The following is a 15,476-nucleotide window of genomic DNA, read 5'->3' on the forward strand; positions in this document are numbered from 1 at the left end:
TGACCTTTAAACCTTTAAGTAATTTTAATGTTGAAGATGATAACTAACTTGGTGTTGAGTTAAAACTGGATGTTATGAGCAAGATAAATTATAAAAAAACGATTGTATTGGGTGTAGGTGCGGTTGCCATTGTATCGGCAGGTTTTTTTATTACCCAACTACTGAGCCCCCCAAAGGTTACCGTTGATGTGGCCGATTTAGAGATTAAATTAAGGGCAGGTAAAAATGCTGTAAAAATAGGCTCGTCGCAAAACGCGGTGATAAGCGCATTAGGGCAGCCTAAGCAAATAGCACCCTACTCTACCCAGGCTCATTATAAGCAAGGCACGGTGCTAAACTATAATGGCGCTAAATTTATTTTTATACACGATAAGCTGGCCAACTTTGAAATAACATCGCACAAATACAACGTTGGTTTAGCCAGTGCCCACAAGTACAATGCAATTGGCAATACCGAAGCCGAATTGCCCGCTTTTAAAATTCAGGATAAAACGGCGCTGCTGGATGTTACCAACGACGACTCTACCACAAACCAATACCTGGAATACGATTTAAGCGACGCCGGCACGGTTACCAAAATTAGTTACAGCGATTATTAATTTACCGCTGCATTAACCGGGCAACGTATTTGCCAATAATATCAAACTCCAAATTAACGGTTGAGCCCACGCGCACTTGTTGTAAGTTGGTATGCTCCCAGGTGTAAGGAATAATAGCCACCGAAAAATAGTTGAGCCCTGAGTTTACTACCGTAAGGCTAATTCCGTTTACACAGATCGATCCTTTTTCTACCGTAACGTTGCCATTGGCGGCATCATACTCAAAAGTATATTCCCAACTGCCATCTAATACATTATAGGCAGTGCAAACGGCAGTTTGATCAACATGGCCCTGTACAATGTGGCCATCTAAGCGGGCATTCATTTGCATGCAACGCTCCAGGTTAACCAAATCGCCAACGTTAAAGGTGCCTATGTTGGTTTTGTTAAGCGTTTCGTCAATAGCCGTAACGGTATGTTCGCCATCGGCCAGGGCAACAACCGTTAAACAAACACCATTATGCGCCACCGACTGATCTATCTTTAAATCCTGCGCAATAGCCGATGCAACCGTGATATGCAGGTTGCCCCTATCGTGCCGCAAATTGGTTACCGTACCTAAAGTTTCTATTATTCCTGTAAACATAAGCCCCCTTCCGTCCCCTAAAGGGGATACTTTTTGATGGAGCTAAACTAATTATAATAATTGTGGCTTGCTGTTTGACAGGAAAGTTTTACACTTAATTTATTAATTGGATAAGTTTTATATAAACCGTGTTAATTTTTGGTGATGACGACGGTGCAAGAGAGGGTAACTATATATGAGTTGGGACAAAGGCTAAATATTGATATTATATAAGATTTTAAAAAATACTTGTTATTTATTCAAAAAGGTTATTATCTTTATGAAAACCTAATCAATTCAACCCTCTTGAATAAAAAAATACTTAATTCACTTAGAAATAGCATTCCTTGGATATTAGCCGGCCTTGGGGTTATATTCATTATAATGGGCGAAATATTAAATTTAACACAGTCTACAAAACCCATACTCGATTATTCTAAGGAAAAATTTAATGGTGCACTTATAGAAATAGGTAAAGCTGTCCTTATTAGTGGAGTAGCATCTATAACTTTAAATAGTCTTAGATATATGGGCATTTATAATGAGGAGCTTATTAAACTACTATTTGATACTAAATTTTTAAGGAATAGACACGATTTGCCATCGTACTGGCAAAAAGTCACAAAAGAGCTTTTAAGTGATAAGTTTCCTAAAATAAATGATTTGATTTTAAATGATGTACAAGAAATATACTTACCAACTTCGTCGTTTAAGTATTATGAAAACTTTTGGCAGCATACTAACATAAAGATGACCGACAAGAGCACTGAAATGATAGATATAGTACAAACCACCAAATTTACAGTTGTAGCTGTTGATAAAGATAAAACCGATCATCAACTATTTACCAATAGATGTTGTCATGGTGGTAAACATGCAAACGCTACGTACTCTGTTACGTCTTTGTTTATAAATAAAAAACCAATTACTCCTGAAATAGAAAATAATTACGAGGGTAACTTTTTAGATTCAAAGTTTTCTGTAACTTTATCTGGGAGCGACACGTATGAAATAGAAATGGTTTGTCGTAAAACATATAGCTTAAAAAACGATTGTATTATGGGATACAGACATCAAAACATTACCCATAATTCGACTGTTCAATTTCAATTAGATGGCGTAAAGGTAGAGTTTAATCCTCTCGGCACATTGAAAGATTTTGAAACAAAAACGCAAAATGACAGTTTGATTGTAAAAGAATATGTAGGTTTGTTGTATAAAAACCAAGGCTACACAGCTTATTTGAAAAAAAAATAAATTAATATCAAGCCAATAAATTAAAATGACCATGACAGCAACAAAAATTAGAATAACTTTCGACTGGGGAACTGTTGGGAGCGTAAAGGCTTAATCCATTAAAAGCCCTATAAATTATCGGGCTTTTTCGTTTTCAAAAAATCTATTCGGTTTTGAAAAAATAATATAAACACATTAATTGAACGATTGCCTAAACTCCAATGGCGAAACTTCGGTTTTGGTTTTGAATAACTTGCTGAACGATTGTGAATGCTCAAAACCTAATTGATATGCTATTTGGCTAATTGATAATGTGGTGGTTGATAGTTTTTCCTTTGCCTTTTCAATCAATTTATCGTGAATGTGCTGTTGGGTGCTTTGCCCGGTTAAGGTTTTAAGTAACTCGCTTAAATATCCGGGGGTTAGGTTAAGCTGGCCGGCAATGTAAGCCACCGTGGGCAAGCCCTGTTTGGCTAAAACATCGCTATTAAAATATGCTGTAAGCATGGCTTCTACCGTATCTATAATTTGGTGGTTAGCTATTTTACGGGTGATGAACTGGCGCTGGTAAAACCGGTTGGTATAGGTAAGCAGCAACTCTAATTGGGCGGTGATAACGGTATCGGTAAATTTATCAATATTGGAGTGGTATTCCTGCTCCATGTATTGTACAATTCCGGTCATCAAATTTTCTTCCTTCTCCGAAAGTTGAAGCGATTCGTTGGCCGAATAACTAAAATACTCATACTGCTTAATTGTTTTGGCCAGCGGCGTGTTCCACAAAAAATCGGGATGGATAAGTATCATCCATCCCGATGGTTTATGTTCAATACCTTCTTTAACTTCAAAACCAAAAACCTGTCCCGGTGCCATACAAAACAAAGTCCCCTCAAAAAAATCATAGGTTTGCTGGCCGTATTTAAATTTTCTGTCCGGAGCCCTTTTCATGGCGATGGAATAAAAATCGAATATGAGGCTAACCTGCCCCGGCATAAACGAGCCTTTAATATCGGCAACATTAACCACGCTGATTAGCGGATGCTCCGGTTTAGGCAAACCCACCATGTGGTGATACTGGGCAATGGTTTTAAAACGGTGAAGCTGCACGGCACTCATAGCACAAGATAGTTAGTTTTTACGATTTGAAATAGTATTGGGCCATATCTTCCAGCAAAGTTACTCCGGTTGGCTCCCAGCCTAATTTTTGGCGTGTTAGTTTACTAGATGCAGGGCAATCAATTGCGGCAAAGGCAGCAAACCAGCCAAAATGAGCGGCAGCCTCTTCGGGGGATATGGATTTTACCGGGATATTGAGGTGCGCACCTATACTTTGGGCAATATCTTTAAAAGCAATGCCCTCTTCGGCCACGCCGTGGAAGCGGGCTTTTGGCGTTCCCTTTTCTAATGCCAGCCGGTATAAACTGCCGGTATCAAAGCGTTGTACGCCCGTCCAAAGGTTGTTACCTTCGCCTATATAGGCGGCAAAACCCTTTTCGCGGGCTATGTTTATTAATATCGGTACAAAGCCATGGTCGCCTTCGCCATGAACGGATGGTGAAAGGCGGACTACCGATGTGCGCACGCCGAGCTCGGCTACGGCGTCTGAAGTTTCTTCCGACCGGCGCGGAAAATGCAACGCTTCGTGGTTAGGTGTCATATCTTCGGTAGCTAAACTGCCGGGGTTAACCAAAGCGGTGCCACTGGTAACAATAAACGGGCGGTTTGAACCCGCAAGCACTTTGCCAATAGTTTGGATTGCTGCTTTATCAACCTCGCATACTTGGGCAAAGCGGGCAAAATCGTGAATAAAACCGGCATGAATTACACCGTCTGCCTGTTGCGCGCCGCTACGCAAGCTATCCAGATCTTCCAAATCTCCACGGTGAACTTCGGCACCAGCCGCTACCAGGGCCTGGGCAGAAGCATCTGACCGGGCCAGGCCCAAAATTTGGTGACCGTTTGCAATTAAATCTTTAACAATGGCTGTACCTACGAAGCCAGTGGCTCCTGTAACAAATACTTTCATAATTTTTATTTTTTGGTGGATGTTGAATTTTTAACGCGAAGGGAATGCTGTTTCCCTTTTGCTTGTTGATACAAAGGTGCGCAATTACGGTTCAACGGATGTAGCCGAATGATGGCTTGTTGTAGCCTAATTAGGGTTGCCCATGCTGGCGCAAGCGGCAGAGAAAAATAAGAAACTAACAGTGTATGCGAGCGATTTATACTGCTAGCAGGAAGTAGTTTAAATTACAGCAATTTTAGAGCTAATACAACCTATTACTAAAACGCCCTCCTATTCTTAACCCAATCACTATTCCCTACTTCAGCTTTATTAGCAGGTCCAACTTGTTTGCCGGCGGATAGCAGTTTACCAAAAATTGCGGCTGCTATTTTTGCTTCGTCTTGGTTTTCGGTATTTAATACCTCGGGGGTAAAGTATTTTTTTACAAAATGTGTATCGAATTGGCCGCTGGTGAAGGCCGGGTGTTGCATTACAAATTTGCCAAAGGCAAGGGTTGTTGTTATGCCGGTTATCTGGTATTCGTCAATGGCGCGTATCATGCGTTCAATGGCTTCGGTGCGGTTGGCGCCGTAGGTAATAAGTTTGGCTATCATGGGGTCGTAGTAAATGGGTATTTCCATGCCTTGTTCAAAGCCATCGTCAACCCGCACGCCGGGGCCTTTGGGGGTTTTGTAGGTTTGCAGCGTGCCAATATCCGGAAGGAAATTATTTGCCGGGTCTTCGGCGTAAACGCGTAGTTCCATGGCGTGGCCCTGAATATGCAGGTCCTCCTGTTTAAAGGTTAGGGCGTGGCCCCTCGCAATGTTAATTTGCTCCTTCACTAAATCAATCCCGGTTATCAGTTCGCTCACGGGGTGCTCAACCTGCAGGCGGGTATTCATTTCCAGGAAGTAAAAGTTAAGGTCATCGTCCATAATAAACTCAACCGTGCCGGCACCGGTATAGTTTACCGAGCGGGCCACATCAACGGCGCATTTGCCCATTTGCTGCCTTATCTCCGGCGTTAACACGCTGGATGGTGCTTCTTCTATCACCTTTTGGTGGCGGCGCTGCACCGAGCAGTCGCGCTCAAAAAGGTGTACTATATTGCCGTGTGTATCGCCCAAAATCTGTATCTCGATGTGCCTTGGCGACGACACATAACGCTCAATAAACACCGAACCATCGCCAAAGGCCGATGTAGCTTCGGATACGGCGAGTTGCATTTGCTCCTCAAACTCGTCAACGCTATCAACAATGCGCATGCCTTTGCCGCCGCCGCCTGCCGCCGCCTTAATTAGTATAGGGAAGCCAACCTCAACGGCGCGGTTTTTAGCGTCGTTAACATCGGTTATGGCTTCTTCGGTGCCGGGCACCATGGGTATGTTGTATTTTAGGGCTGCGGCTTTTGCCGATAGTTTATTGCCCATTACCTCCATAGCCTCGGGCGATGGGCCTACCAGTATCAAACCGGCTTCGCGCACCTGCCGCGCAAAGGCAGCATTCTCCGAAAGGAAACCGTAACCGGGATGGATGGCTTCGGCACCGGTTTGTTTGCAGGCCTCAATAATTTTGCTGCCCACCAGGTACGATTGATTTGATGGCGCCGGACCAATATGCACCGCCTCGTCGGCATAGCGCACATGCAGGGCATTGCGGTCGGCGTCCGAGTAAACGGCCACGGTTTTGATACCCATTTCGCGCGCCGAGCGCATAACGCGCAGGGCAATTTCGCCACGGTTGGCAACCAGTAATTTCTTCATCAAAACAAATGTAGTTTTTTGGAAGGAGATATTGAAGGCTGATTGAAAAAGTAAGCGATTGTTTAAAAACATTGAAATGGGTGTGATTGGGAATTGTGGAATCTGATGATAGTCCTAATCCCTTTTGGCGAGCGTAATAGTCCGCATATACAAGCCGGTTGTTTTATTCCCTACTTAGGGAGGGGTGCGTTGGGTTGTGAAGTGTCAGGGAGTGGTTTATTCGCCCAGCTCGCGCATAAACCCCTCCCTACACCCTCCCGTTGGGAGGGAATCGCACAATCCCGCCCGTTTTTTACGTGGTATGAAAACGGAAAAGAATTTGAACTTTGCTAAATTATAAACAATTTTCAGGACAGCATCCAAAACAAAATCCGTATCTTGAAGCGTATCAATCAATATACAGCCCCATGAAAATCACCAAATACATACACTCGTGCCTGGTATTTGAGCAAAACAATTTTAAGTTACTGGTAGACCCCGGCAATTATACTTTTGCTGACGGACTGCTGAGTGCCGACGATTTTGCGGATGTTTCGGCTATTTTAATTACACATATCCATGCCGATCATCTGGATATGGATAACATTAAAAAAATTATCGCGTTAAGCAATGCACCTGTGTTTGGCAATAAGCAAGTGGCCCAGGCACTGCAAAAGGAGGGTATAAACGCTATTTTGTTTACCGATGGTGTGCGCATGTTTGGCCAAATGGAATTTAAGGCCATGCCGATCATCCACATGCCACTATTGGACAGCCCCATTCCCGAAATGACGGGCTATGTTATTAACGGCAATATTTTGCATTCGGTAGATTCGATGGATGCTTCGCTTACGCAAATTGCAGGTATCGACCTGCTCATTTTACCCATTATGGCCCCATTTTGTAACGAATTGCAGGTTACCCAGTTTGCCGACGCCCTAAAACCCAAACATATTTTACCCGTTCACGATGGTTACGCCAAAGCATTTTTTGTAAAGCTGCGCAGCCAAACCTATTTAAAACATTTTGAGGCCCGCGGAATAACCTTTTTACAGCCTCCGGAAGCACATATTAGCAACGGCACAACCGTGGTTTTTAAATTTGCCATTTAACAAAACACTTGCATGTGCAGCGGGTTGTAATGTAAGCACATGCATTTCAAAAATATCCATATTATTATTAACCCGGCTTCGGGCAAGGAAGAACCTATCCTGTCTTATTTAAACACGGTATTGATTGATAGCGGCATCCATTGGGATGTTAGCGTAACTACGCCGTTTAGGCAGGCGTTTGATATTGCAAAATGGCTGATAGGCAAAACAGATTTGATTGTAATTTATGGCGGCGATGGCAGCATTGCCGAGGTTGGCCGCGCCCTGTATGGCTGCGATACGCCTATGGGTATTATACCGGGCGGCACGGCCAACGTAATGTCTAAAGAGCTGGGCATTCCGCAGGATGCTGTTGACGCCGTAAAACTTATAGCAGGAGGCCACACCAAAGTAATTACCATTGATATGGCTATGGCTAACCAAACTCCGTTTTTACTGCGGGTAAACCTGGGCATTATGGCCGATATGATATTGCAAACCAACCGCGATCTGAAAAATAATTTTGGGCAACTGGCTTATGGTATTTCGGCAATACAAACGCTGGTGCAATCGGCACCCATGCAGTATAAATTACTGATAGACGGGCAGGAGTTTAACGAGGAAGGCGTTACGCTTACCGTTACCAATGCGGGCAGCATTGGCTTTAGCGATTTTTCGTTCCTGCCGGATATTAACGTTACCGATGGTTACCTGGATGTGATACTGATGAACAATACCGATTTAACATCGTTACTACGCGTGGCCGGCACAATGCTGTTCCAAACAGAATCGGACGTGTTAAAGCATTGGCGCTGCAAGCAGGTTACCGTTACCCTAAACCAGCCCGTAAGTTACATTTGCGACGATACCGAACAGCAAAGCAGCGTTATCAGCATCAAAATAATGCCCCGCGTGCTTAAAGTTTTAGTGGCCGATAATTACCACGCCCATGTACGGTAAACTGAGGAGCCTGTGGGTTATTTTTAAAATTTTTGTAATGAAAATTTTGGATAACCTTCACCGTGTTATTTTTGGCTTGCCCATATTAAAACGATGCCAAATTACCGCAAACTTGTTTTTAGGCAGCCAGTACAACAAAATAGGTTTAAAAAAGCTGCACAAACTGGGCGTTACCGCCATAGTGAACATGCGCATCCATTCGGTTTATAAAAGTGCGCAGTATAAGGGTTTTAAATACCTGCACCTGCCCACTGTTGATAACACCCCACCCCCAATTGACGATTTACTGAAAGGCGCCCTGTTTATTGAAAACGAAATAAACCACGGCGGCAAAGCCTACGTACATTGCCGGCAGGGCCTTGGCCGTGGCCCCACCATGGCGCTGGCCTACCTCATTAAAATTGGAACCACCCTGCCCGATGCGCTGGCACTGATAAAAAAAGTACGTCCGTTTGCATCTCCCCGCCCCGGCCAAATTGAACGCCTAAAAGAGTTTGAAGTTTATTGCAGAAAGAATTTTGGTTAGGGAGATTAGGCACTTTGCCCATTTTTGTTAGCCAACGTTGCATATTTGCCAAGTATTGCGCCTACGGCGCAAAAACTAATTGCATAATATATTTTCTACCGGGCTATTGCACCTAACGGCGCGGGCGTGTACGCAGATCCTTTTTAAACTCCGTAGGAGTTATATGTCGGTAGAAAAAACGGTTGGCAAGCAATTCGTGCCGTAGGTACGATACTTCGCCCATTGCTATTAGCCAACCTTGCATACTCGCCAAGTATTGCACCTACGGCGCAAAAACCAATTGCATATTATTATTCTACCGGGCTATTGCACCTAACGGCGCAGCATGAGGCGTGTGGTTAAAATGTGGGTACAGACTATGATATGGTAGTCGGTTTTTTATCCTCCTACTCGTTCCGCAAAGTTTTTACGGGGTTTATTAAACTTGTTTTTACGGTTTGGAAACTTACCGTGGCCAGGGCTATAAGCATAATGGAGCCTCCCGACAGGGCAAATACCCACCATTGTAGCGGCGTGTGGTAGGCGTATGCCTGCAGCCACCTGTGCATGGCGTACCAGGCTATGGGCGATGCAATGAGTAGGGCCAATACCACGAGCAACAAAAACTCGGCCGATAGGAGCCCAAATAGTGATGCAACGCTTGCCCCCAATACCTTGCGGATGCCTATCTCCTTAACGCGTTGCTGGGCGGTAAACATAGCCAAACCTAACAGGCCCAGGCACGATACAAAAATTGCCAGCGCACTAAAAACATTGGATAGTTTAACCACTACCTGCTCGCTTTTGTAAAGCTGCTGGTATTGCTCGTCCGAAAAATAGTAGGTGAACGGAAACTCGGGGTTGATTTGTTTACACAAGGTTTGCAGGCTCGCCAATACATTGCCGGTATGGCCGGGTTTAATGCGTACCAGCAAATAGCCGCCATCAAGTATGCCGGGACTTAGGCGCAGCACAAGGGGTTTTATCTCGTTGTGCAAGGATGCGAAGTGGAAGTTTTTTACCACGCCGATGATGTTACCTTTTACGCCCCACATATTGATGGTTTTGCCTACGGCATTGGTATAGCCCAGCTTTTGCCCGGCGGCCTCGTTAATAATATAATTGTTGGCATCGGCGGGGTAGGCTTTGGAGTAATCGCGGCCCTGGAGCATTTGCAGTTTCATGGCCGAAGCAAAATCGTAGCCAATGGCGGCTATAGCAAAAGATACTTTGGTGCCCGGTTGCTTGCCGTCCCAATCGATTGATGTGGTAGCATCGTCAATAAAAGTGGGTGTGGTTGATATGTTTGACACCGAAGCAACACCCGGCATGTTAAGGGCGGCGGTTTTAAATAAATCGTACTTGGCGTTTAGCGCGCCCTCTACGGGGATGTAAATCAAATTATCGCGATCGTAACCCAGGTTTAGGGTTTGGATGTATCTAACCTGCCGCGATACCACTATGGTTGCGATAATTAATATTCCGGATAGCACAAACTGAAAAACTACCAGGCCCTTGCGAAACCAAACTGCGCCCGTATTTATCTTGGATGTGCCCTTTAGCACCTTAACCGGATTAAACGACGACAGAAACAAGGCCGGGTAACTGCCCGATATAAACCCTGTAAGCAATATCAATAAAAGTATTTTTAGCCAAAAGCCTGCACTGTTAAAAGGTATGGTTATTTGCTTTTGGGTTATTTGGTTAAAGGCAGGCAAAAACAGCGTAATTAAAAACAAGGCAACAGCAACGGCCAAAACGGTAAATAGCAACGATTCGCCTATAAATTGTTTGATGAGTGTGCCGCGCACTGCGCCCAATACCTTGCGCACGCCAATTTCGCGCGAGCGTTTAACCGACTGGGCGGTGGCCAAATTCATAAAATTAACGCAGGCTATAAGTAATAAAAATATGGCGGCAATGCTAAACAAATGTACATAGGCTATACGGCCACCTTCAATATTACCGTTAACAAAATTGGAGTGCAGGTAAACATCGCCATAAGGCTGCAAACCGTGTTCGGAATGGAAAGCGGCGTTTTCTACCCGGTAATGGCTAGCCAAACGGCGTAACTTTTTGCCAACCTGTTGCGCACTGGCATTAGGTTTTAGCATAACGTAGGTTGCGGGGCCGCTATTGTCCCACTGTTTTTGGCCGGGATGCGTAGCCAAATACGCCTGCCAGTTAATAACATACTCAAACCTGCGCGATGAGTTTTGCGGCACATTGGCAAACACGGCTGTAACTACAAAACTTTCGCTGTTATCAAACCTAAGGGCCTGGCCCATTGCCTGCTCAACGCCGCCAAAAAGCACATTAGCCATTTTTTGCGATATAGCTATACTAACCGGTGTGCTTAGGGCACTTTGCGGTGTGCCTGCCAGCAAGGGGTAAGTAAACATTTTAAATAAATCGGCACCGGCGTAGGTGCCTTCCAGTTTAATGGTTTTATTGGCGGCTTTAAAGGTGTGGATATTATTGCTTTCTTGCATGGCGGCGGCGTATTGCACCTCGGGCATAATGCGTTTAAGCTCATCGGCCATAACGCCGGGGGTTTCATAGTCGGCAGTAATTTTATGATCCAGGTATTCGCGTTCGTAAACACGGTACAGGCGCGAGTTGTTAACGTGGTAAGCATCAACGCTTAACTCGCTTTGTACCCATAACAGCATAAATAAACTACAGGTGAGCCCTATTGCCAGCCCCGCAATATTTATAAACGTATGTGCCTTGTTTTTGCTTAAATTACGGAAAGCTATTTTTAAGTAACTGAATATCATGCCTAATTATGCTATAAAAATAATAATGCTAAACCACCGCCAAAATGCCAGCAAAGCCAGTGCCATGTATTAATTTATTGATTTTTAATTAATTATAAACAACAGAGTCAAAAATACCGTTCGGTTTTGATACAGCAATTGTACGGTTTTGGGATGTTTTTTTTACAAAAGCGATACATTGCGCAAATAGGTGTACATACCAATCTATATTACAACATATTAACTAAATTTATGCGGTGTTTATTTTAATTTAACACGTTAATAACTTTAATGTTATTTTTTTGTTACAATTGCTAACTATTCTGTTATATTTGTTTACTAATTAAACAGATACGATTAAACCCTTAATGAATTTACAATGAAAAAGTGCCTTTCGCATTTTACAGTTGTAGTGATGGTGATATGTGTGCTATTTGCAGGTTGCAAAAAAACCGATGTTACCCCTACAGCTTCCGATCCGCAACTTACTTTTGCTTTAATTCCGGATAGCCAGCTTATTACATTTGGTGCGGCTAAAACCGAGGGAGGCCTTACCCCTTTTACTACCACCAAGCAAACTTTTAGCTGGTATGCAGGCACGGCCAATATTACTAAATTTAGGCTCAATGCTAAACGTGGCGATGTAGCATCAGAGTACTCGTCGGGAGCTATAAGCAATGTTGATTTATTTGCTACGGCTTCGCTGTTAAGCACCATTAATATTACCAAAGGCGATTATACACTTGTTAAAGCTACCGTTGTTTTTACGCAAACCCCTACTGCACCATACCCTTTGGTATTGCAGGGCACCTATACAACCAGCAACAGCACCGCAGTACCACTGGAATTTGACCTTAACGACAATTTGGAAGTAAGCGTTCCACTGGCCAACATTATTGCCGATGGCACCAAAGATTTTACTACCAATATAGCCATGCACTTAAATGCGTTTTTAAGCAACGTTACCGCGCAAGAAATTGATGGCGCAACCCGCACCAATGGCGTTATATTGATAAGCAAAACCATTAACACCGCCCTTTACAACAAAATTAAAGCCAATATGCTAATATGCAGCGCAGGCTTTTTGTTTAACAAACCAAAATAGTTACAACCGGCTACAGCTATAAAAGCCCTTGGTTAAGCATCAAAATAATTTGATGGTTAACCAAGGGCTTTTGCATTATCATGTTAGCCTAACAGGTTGCCGGTAAACTCCATGCGGATGCGGGCCTGGAAACCTTCGATGGTTTTAAATATTTCGGTAAGGGTTACGCGCTCAATTTTGGTGAGCGTTTCGGGGTCGATATAATTATTGGGCGCCGTTTTATCGTGAATAATTTGAGTGGCCTGGCGGCGCAAACGCAAACTCATTAAAAAATAGTATGATTGTATGAGTTCGTGATAAGCGGCTTCGGTAAACACACCTTTATCTTTAAGAGCCTTTAGGCGTTCGCCGGTGTTAACATCAAAAATATGGTGTTTAAGGGCGTATACACGGGCCAAATCAACAATGGGTGTCATGGCGCGTTTAATATCAAACACATCCTGCGAATCTTTTGTAAACGTGCGGATGCGTTTAAAAAAAGTAAGCGGCGGCTCGTACTGCAAAGCGTTTTTGGCCATGTGGAAAAACAGTTTTTCCATGGGGCGTTCAAGTTCTTTATCTAAAAAGTCTTTAAGCTCGGTCATGATGGCTTCTTCGCCATAAATGTGGCGGCAATCAAAAAACGTGGAAAACTTAATCACACTTTCTGGTACCGATTCGGCCATCCAACTCAAATAGTTTCGTTTCCAGTAGGATAAGGAGTGCGTCCACTCGGGGTTCATGGCCATAAAACCGCCGTCGCAATAAATAAAGCCAATGAAATTGAGCTTGTCGGATACGCGCTTGGCAAATTCTAAAAAGTATTCGCGCACTTCTTCGCGGTGTTCGTTTGCCTTGTCTTCGTAAATAATGGCGTTATCCTGGTCGGTTTTAAAAGTTTGCTCTTTGCGGCCCTCGCTGCCAAGCACCATAAACACAAATTTGGCCGGCGGTTTGCCCACTTCCTCAATCACACTCTCAATAACCTTTATGGCAATGGTATCGGCAACGGTGGTTATCACCTGGTTTACAATTTCGGCATGCACGCCGCGGCCCAAAAGCTGGGTGGCCATTTGCGGCACGCTATCCCACTTGCGTTTGAGTTCTTCGACAGAAATGGCCAGCTTAACCGATTGTATAAATACCAATGGCGATTGCGCCTGCTCGCTCAGTAATTTGGTGCGGCTTATAAAACCAACAAACTGCCCATCTTTTTTGATAAGCAGGTAGCGCGTTTTGGTACGAAACATCATCAAAATAGCCTCGTAAACGTAAGCATCGCTATTAATCACTACTATGGGGTTATCCATAATCTGGCTAATGGGCAGGCCGGCATCTAAACGGCGGGCAACAACGTTATCGCGCAGGGTAATATCGGTAGCATAACCTATAATGTCGCCTTGTTGGTTTTTTACAAAAACGCAGCTTATTTTATGATGCGCCATTAAGCGGGCAGCCTCAAAAATTGGGGTATCATCGGCACAGGCCACAATATCGCGGTACTCCATGCTCTCCATTTTGCGCGAATAGAGTTGCTCGGAGGCGATGTAACTTTCTTCGAAGGTAACGGGGTGCTTAAAAAAATGAGCAAACTCGTCGTTAAGCATCATTTTGCCAAACTCGGATGTAAAGTACTGAAAAAAAGCATCATAGGCCTTGCATATTGCCCTAAACTCTTTACGGTGTAAAAAGTATATTATGGTGCCTTTTTTTGCAATTACCGTGCGTAAAGATTGTTTGCGGTTAACCAGCATTGATATACCACCAAAACAGTGGCCGCTTTGGTAATGCTCTAACAGGCGTTTGTTTTGGGCACTATCGTAAAAAAACGATTCGTACTCGCCCTCAACCAAAATATCAATACCGCGCAGCTTGGTTATTTCTTGTTTGTAAATAACGGTTTCTTTACTATATCTTATTTCTTGTAACTGTTGGGCAACCTCTTCGAGCACTTGCTGGGGCAGCAGGTTAAAGGGGTGTACAGTTTTTAAAAAATCAACCCGGTTTTTCATAGCCAGTATGCAATTAAAAGGGTGAATGCAAATAAAAGTAAACCAGATAGGCCACAGCCGCTTTTAAGCGCGGGCTGATGGCGGCGGCGTTCGCGGTCGGCCCGTTGTTTTTCTATGGCCCCGTCGGTTATGCCGCCATTGCGCAATATCTCAAAAAAACAGGCGGCGGTAGCTTCGGCATCAACCATGGCGTTGTGCTGGTGGTGCAGCGGTTTGTTAAACAAGGTGCTGTACAATTGCCCCAGGCGCAAATACGTGGCCTGCGGGTTGCGGGTGTACTGGCTTGAGCCCAGCATGGTGCAATACATGGGTAGGCTGGCAATGGGGTTATCCATACCCAGGCGATAAAAATCGGCCCCGGTTATATTATAATCAAGTTCCATGTAATGGCCAACCACCATGGGCTGGTAATGTTTCAAATCGGCATAAAGCAAATCCATCACAAACTTGCGGGGTTGGCCGTTTTGGGTTAAAAAATCGCGCGTTATGCCATGTATTTTAAGGGCCTGGGGACTTATTTCAAAGTCGTTATCGCTTATGTAATGGTCTTCGCGTTTAAGTTCCGCGCCATCGCGGGTATAAATAATCCATGATACCTGCACCGCGTAGGGCCAGTTGGCATTGTTGGAGTAAGGCTGCGTCCAATCAATAGGCAGCCCCGTTGTTTCGGTATCTATAAAGAGGATGTGGTTTTGCACTAGGTTAGATTTATTTTTGATTTCGGATTTCGGATGTTCGATTTCGGAGTTATTTTGATTTTTGATTTATCACGGTGTTATTGCGAGTGATAGAATGCTGCGGCCTATGAAAGTGAACTGACGAATAAGAGCGTTGGCTTGTGCGATTCCCCTCTCGAGAGGGGCGGAGGGGTGTGTTATTTTCGAAATGCCTGGCGTACAACACACCCCGGCCACTACA

13 protein-coding genes are annotated in these 15,476 nt (G+C 44.1%); 6 read left to right on the forward strand and 7 right to left on the reverse strand.

From position 1 onward, the window contains the following. The first annotated feature begins 74 nt into the window (after positions 1–74). Positions 75–599, forward strand: a complete 525-nt coding sequence (locus BDD43_RS25230) for a hypothetical protein (RefSeq protein WP_121200890.1) — start codon at positions 75–77, stop codon at positions 597–599. Between the two features lies 1 nt (position 600). Here BDD43_RS25230 and BDD43_RS25235 read toward each other — a convergent pair whose 3' ends face one another. Further along, positions 601–1,185 (reverse strand): riboflavin synthase, encoded by a 585-nt coding sequence (locus BDD43_RS25235; protein ID WP_121200892.1) that lies wholly within the window; start codon positions 1,183–1,185, stop codon positions 601–603. Between the two features lie 285 nt (positions 1,186–1,470). Between BDD43_RS25235 and BDD43_RS25240 the strand changes: the two genes are divergently transcribed. Then, entirely contained in the window at positions 1,471–2,421 is a 951-nt protein-coding gene (locus BDD43_RS25240; RefSeq protein ID WP_147425736.1) for a hypothetical protein, read from the forward strand. Between the two features lie 174 nt (positions 2,422–2,595). Here BDD43_RS25240 and BDD43_RS25245 read toward each other — a convergent pair whose 3' ends face one another. The 3 genes from BDD43_RS25245 to accC all read right to left on the reverse strand — a co-directional run bounded on the left by BDD43_RS25245 (position 2,596) and on the right by accC (position 6,168). Continuing rightward, the gene (locus BDD43_RS25245) at positions 2,596–3,516 is read right to left on the reverse strand and encodes a helix-turn-helix domain-containing protein (protein ID WP_121200895.1); all 921 of its coding nucleotides are present in this window, start codon (positions 3,514–3,516) and stop codon (positions 2,596–2,598) included. Between the two features lie 19 nt (positions 3,517–3,535). Then, on the reverse strand, positions 3,536–4,426 hold the full coding sequence (locus BDD43_RS25250; RefSeq protein WP_121200897.1) for an SDR family oxidoreductase: 891 nt from the start codon (positions 4,424–4,426) through the stop codon (positions 3,536–3,538). 257 nt (positions 4,427–4,683) lie between these two features. Further along, on the reverse strand, positions 4,684–6,168 hold the full coding sequence (gene accC, locus BDD43_RS25255) for an acetyl-CoA carboxylase biotin carboxylase subunit (protein WP_121200899.1): 1,485 nt from the start codon (positions 6,166–6,168) through the stop codon (positions 4,684–4,686). Positions 6,169–6,575: 407 nt separating this feature from the next. Between accC and BDD43_RS25265 the strand changes: the two genes are divergently transcribed. From BDD43_RS25265 to BDD43_RS25275, 3 genes are read left to right on the forward strand one after another with little or no spacing between them, the layout of a single operon-like run. Beyond that, entirely contained in the window at positions 6,576–7,259 is a 684-nt protein-coding gene (locus BDD43_RS25265) for an MBL fold metallo-hydrolase (RefSeq protein ID WP_121202117.1), read from the forward strand. A gap of 39 nt (positions 7,260–7,298) precedes the next feature. Then, positions 7,299–8,198 carry a diacylglycerol/lipid kinase family protein gene (locus BDD43_RS25270; protein WP_121200903.1) on the forward strand — a complete coding sequence of 300 codons (900 nt, stop codon included), beginning with the start codon at positions 7,299–7,301 and terminating at the stop codon, positions 8,196–8,198. Positions 8,199–8,235: 37 nt separating this feature from the next. Beyond that, the gene (locus tag BDD43_RS25275; protein ID WP_121202118.1) at positions 8,236–8,724 is read left to right on the forward strand and encodes a dual specificity protein phosphatase family protein; all 489 of its coding nucleotides are present in this window, start codon (positions 8,236–8,238) and stop codon (positions 8,722–8,724) included. Between the two features lie 386 nt (positions 8,725–9,110). Here BDD43_RS25275 and BDD43_RS25280 read toward each other — a convergent pair whose 3' ends face one another. After that, complete coding sequence (locus BDD43_RS25280) at positions 9,111–11,483, reverse strand: ABC transporter permease (RefSeq protein ID WP_121200905.1); 2,373 nt, start codon at positions 11,481–11,483, stop codon at positions 9,111–9,113. Positions 11,484–11,841: 358 nt separating this feature from the next. Here BDD43_RS25280 and BDD43_RS25285 point away from each other — a divergent pair, with 358 nt between their 5' ends. Beyond that, positions 11,842–12,567 carry a hypothetical protein gene (locus BDD43_RS25285; protein WP_121200907.1) on the forward strand — a complete coding sequence of 242 codons (726 nt, stop codon included), beginning with the start codon at positions 11,842–11,844 and terminating at the stop codon, positions 12,565–12,567. Positions 12,568–12,650: 83 nt separating this feature from the next. Here BDD43_RS25285 and BDD43_RS25290 read toward each other — a convergent pair whose 3' ends face one another. Beyond that, positions 12,651–14,558 carry a DUF294 nucleotidyltransferase-like domain-containing protein gene (locus BDD43_RS25290; RefSeq protein WP_121200908.1) on the reverse strand — a complete coding sequence of 636 codons (1,908 nt, stop codon included), beginning with the start codon at positions 14,556–14,558 and terminating at the stop codon, positions 12,651–12,653. Beyond that, the gene (locus BDD43_RS25295) at positions 14,555–15,256 is read right to left on the reverse strand and encodes a 3'-5' exonuclease (RefSeq protein ID WP_121200910.1); all 702 of its coding nucleotides are present in this window, start codon (positions 15,254–15,256) and stop codon (positions 14,555–14,557) included. Before BDD43_RS25295 ends, BDD43_RS25290 begins: the two co-directional genes overlap by 4 nt. Between the last annotated feature and the right edge of the window lie 220 nt (positions 15,257–15,476).

The organism is Mucilaginibacter gracilis (assembly GCF_003633615.1).
Classification (GTDB): Bacteria; Bacteroidota; Bacteroidia; order Sphingobacteriales; family Sphingobacteriaceae; genus Mucilaginibacter; species Mucilaginibacter gracilis.

Bases quoted from the DNA above. Each gene is read 5' to 3' on its own strand.
- BDD43_RS25230 (WP_121200890.1), top strand. From the start codon at position 75: ATGAGCAAGATAAATTATAAAAAAACGATTGTATTGGGTGTAGGTGCG.
- BDD43_RS25235 (WP_121200892.1), bottom strand. From the start codon at position 1,185: ATGTTTACAGGAATAATAGAAACTTTAGGTACGGTAACCAATTTGCGG.
- BDD43_RS25245 (WP_121200895.1), bottom strand. From the start codon at position 3,516: ATGAGTGCCGTGCAGCTTCACCGTTTTAAAACCATTGCCCAGTATCAC.
- BDD43_RS25250 (WP_121200897.1), bottom strand. From the start codon at position 4,426: ATGAAAGTATTTGTTACAGGAGCCACTGGCTTCGTAGGTACAGCCATT.
- accC (WP_121200899.1), bottom strand. From the start codon at position 6,168: ATGAAGAAATTACTGGTTGCCAACCGTGGCGAAATTGCCCTGCGCGTT.
- BDD43_RS25265 (WP_121202117.1), top strand. From the start codon at position 6,576: ATGAAAATCACCAAATACATACACTCGTGCCTGGTATTTGAGCAAAAC.
- BDD43_RS25270 (WP_121200903.1), top strand. From the start codon at position 7,299: ATGCATTTCAAAAATATCCATATTATTATTAACCCGGCTTCGGGCAAG.
- BDD43_RS25275 (WP_121202118.1), top strand. From the start codon at position 8,236: ATGAAAATTTTGGATAACCTTCACCGTGTTATTTTTGGCTTGCCCATA.
- BDD43_RS25280 (WP_121200905.1), bottom strand. From the start codon at position 11,483: ATGATATTCAGTTACTTAAAAATAGCTTTCCGTAATTTAAGCAAAAAC.
- BDD43_RS25285 (WP_121200907.1), top strand. From the start codon at position 11,842: ATGAAAAAGTGCCTTTCGCATTTTACAGTTGTAGTGATGGTGATATGT.
- BDD43_RS25290 (WP_121200908.1), bottom strand. From the start codon at position 14,558: ATGAAAAACCGGGTTGATTTTTTAAAAACTGTACACCCCTTTAACCTG.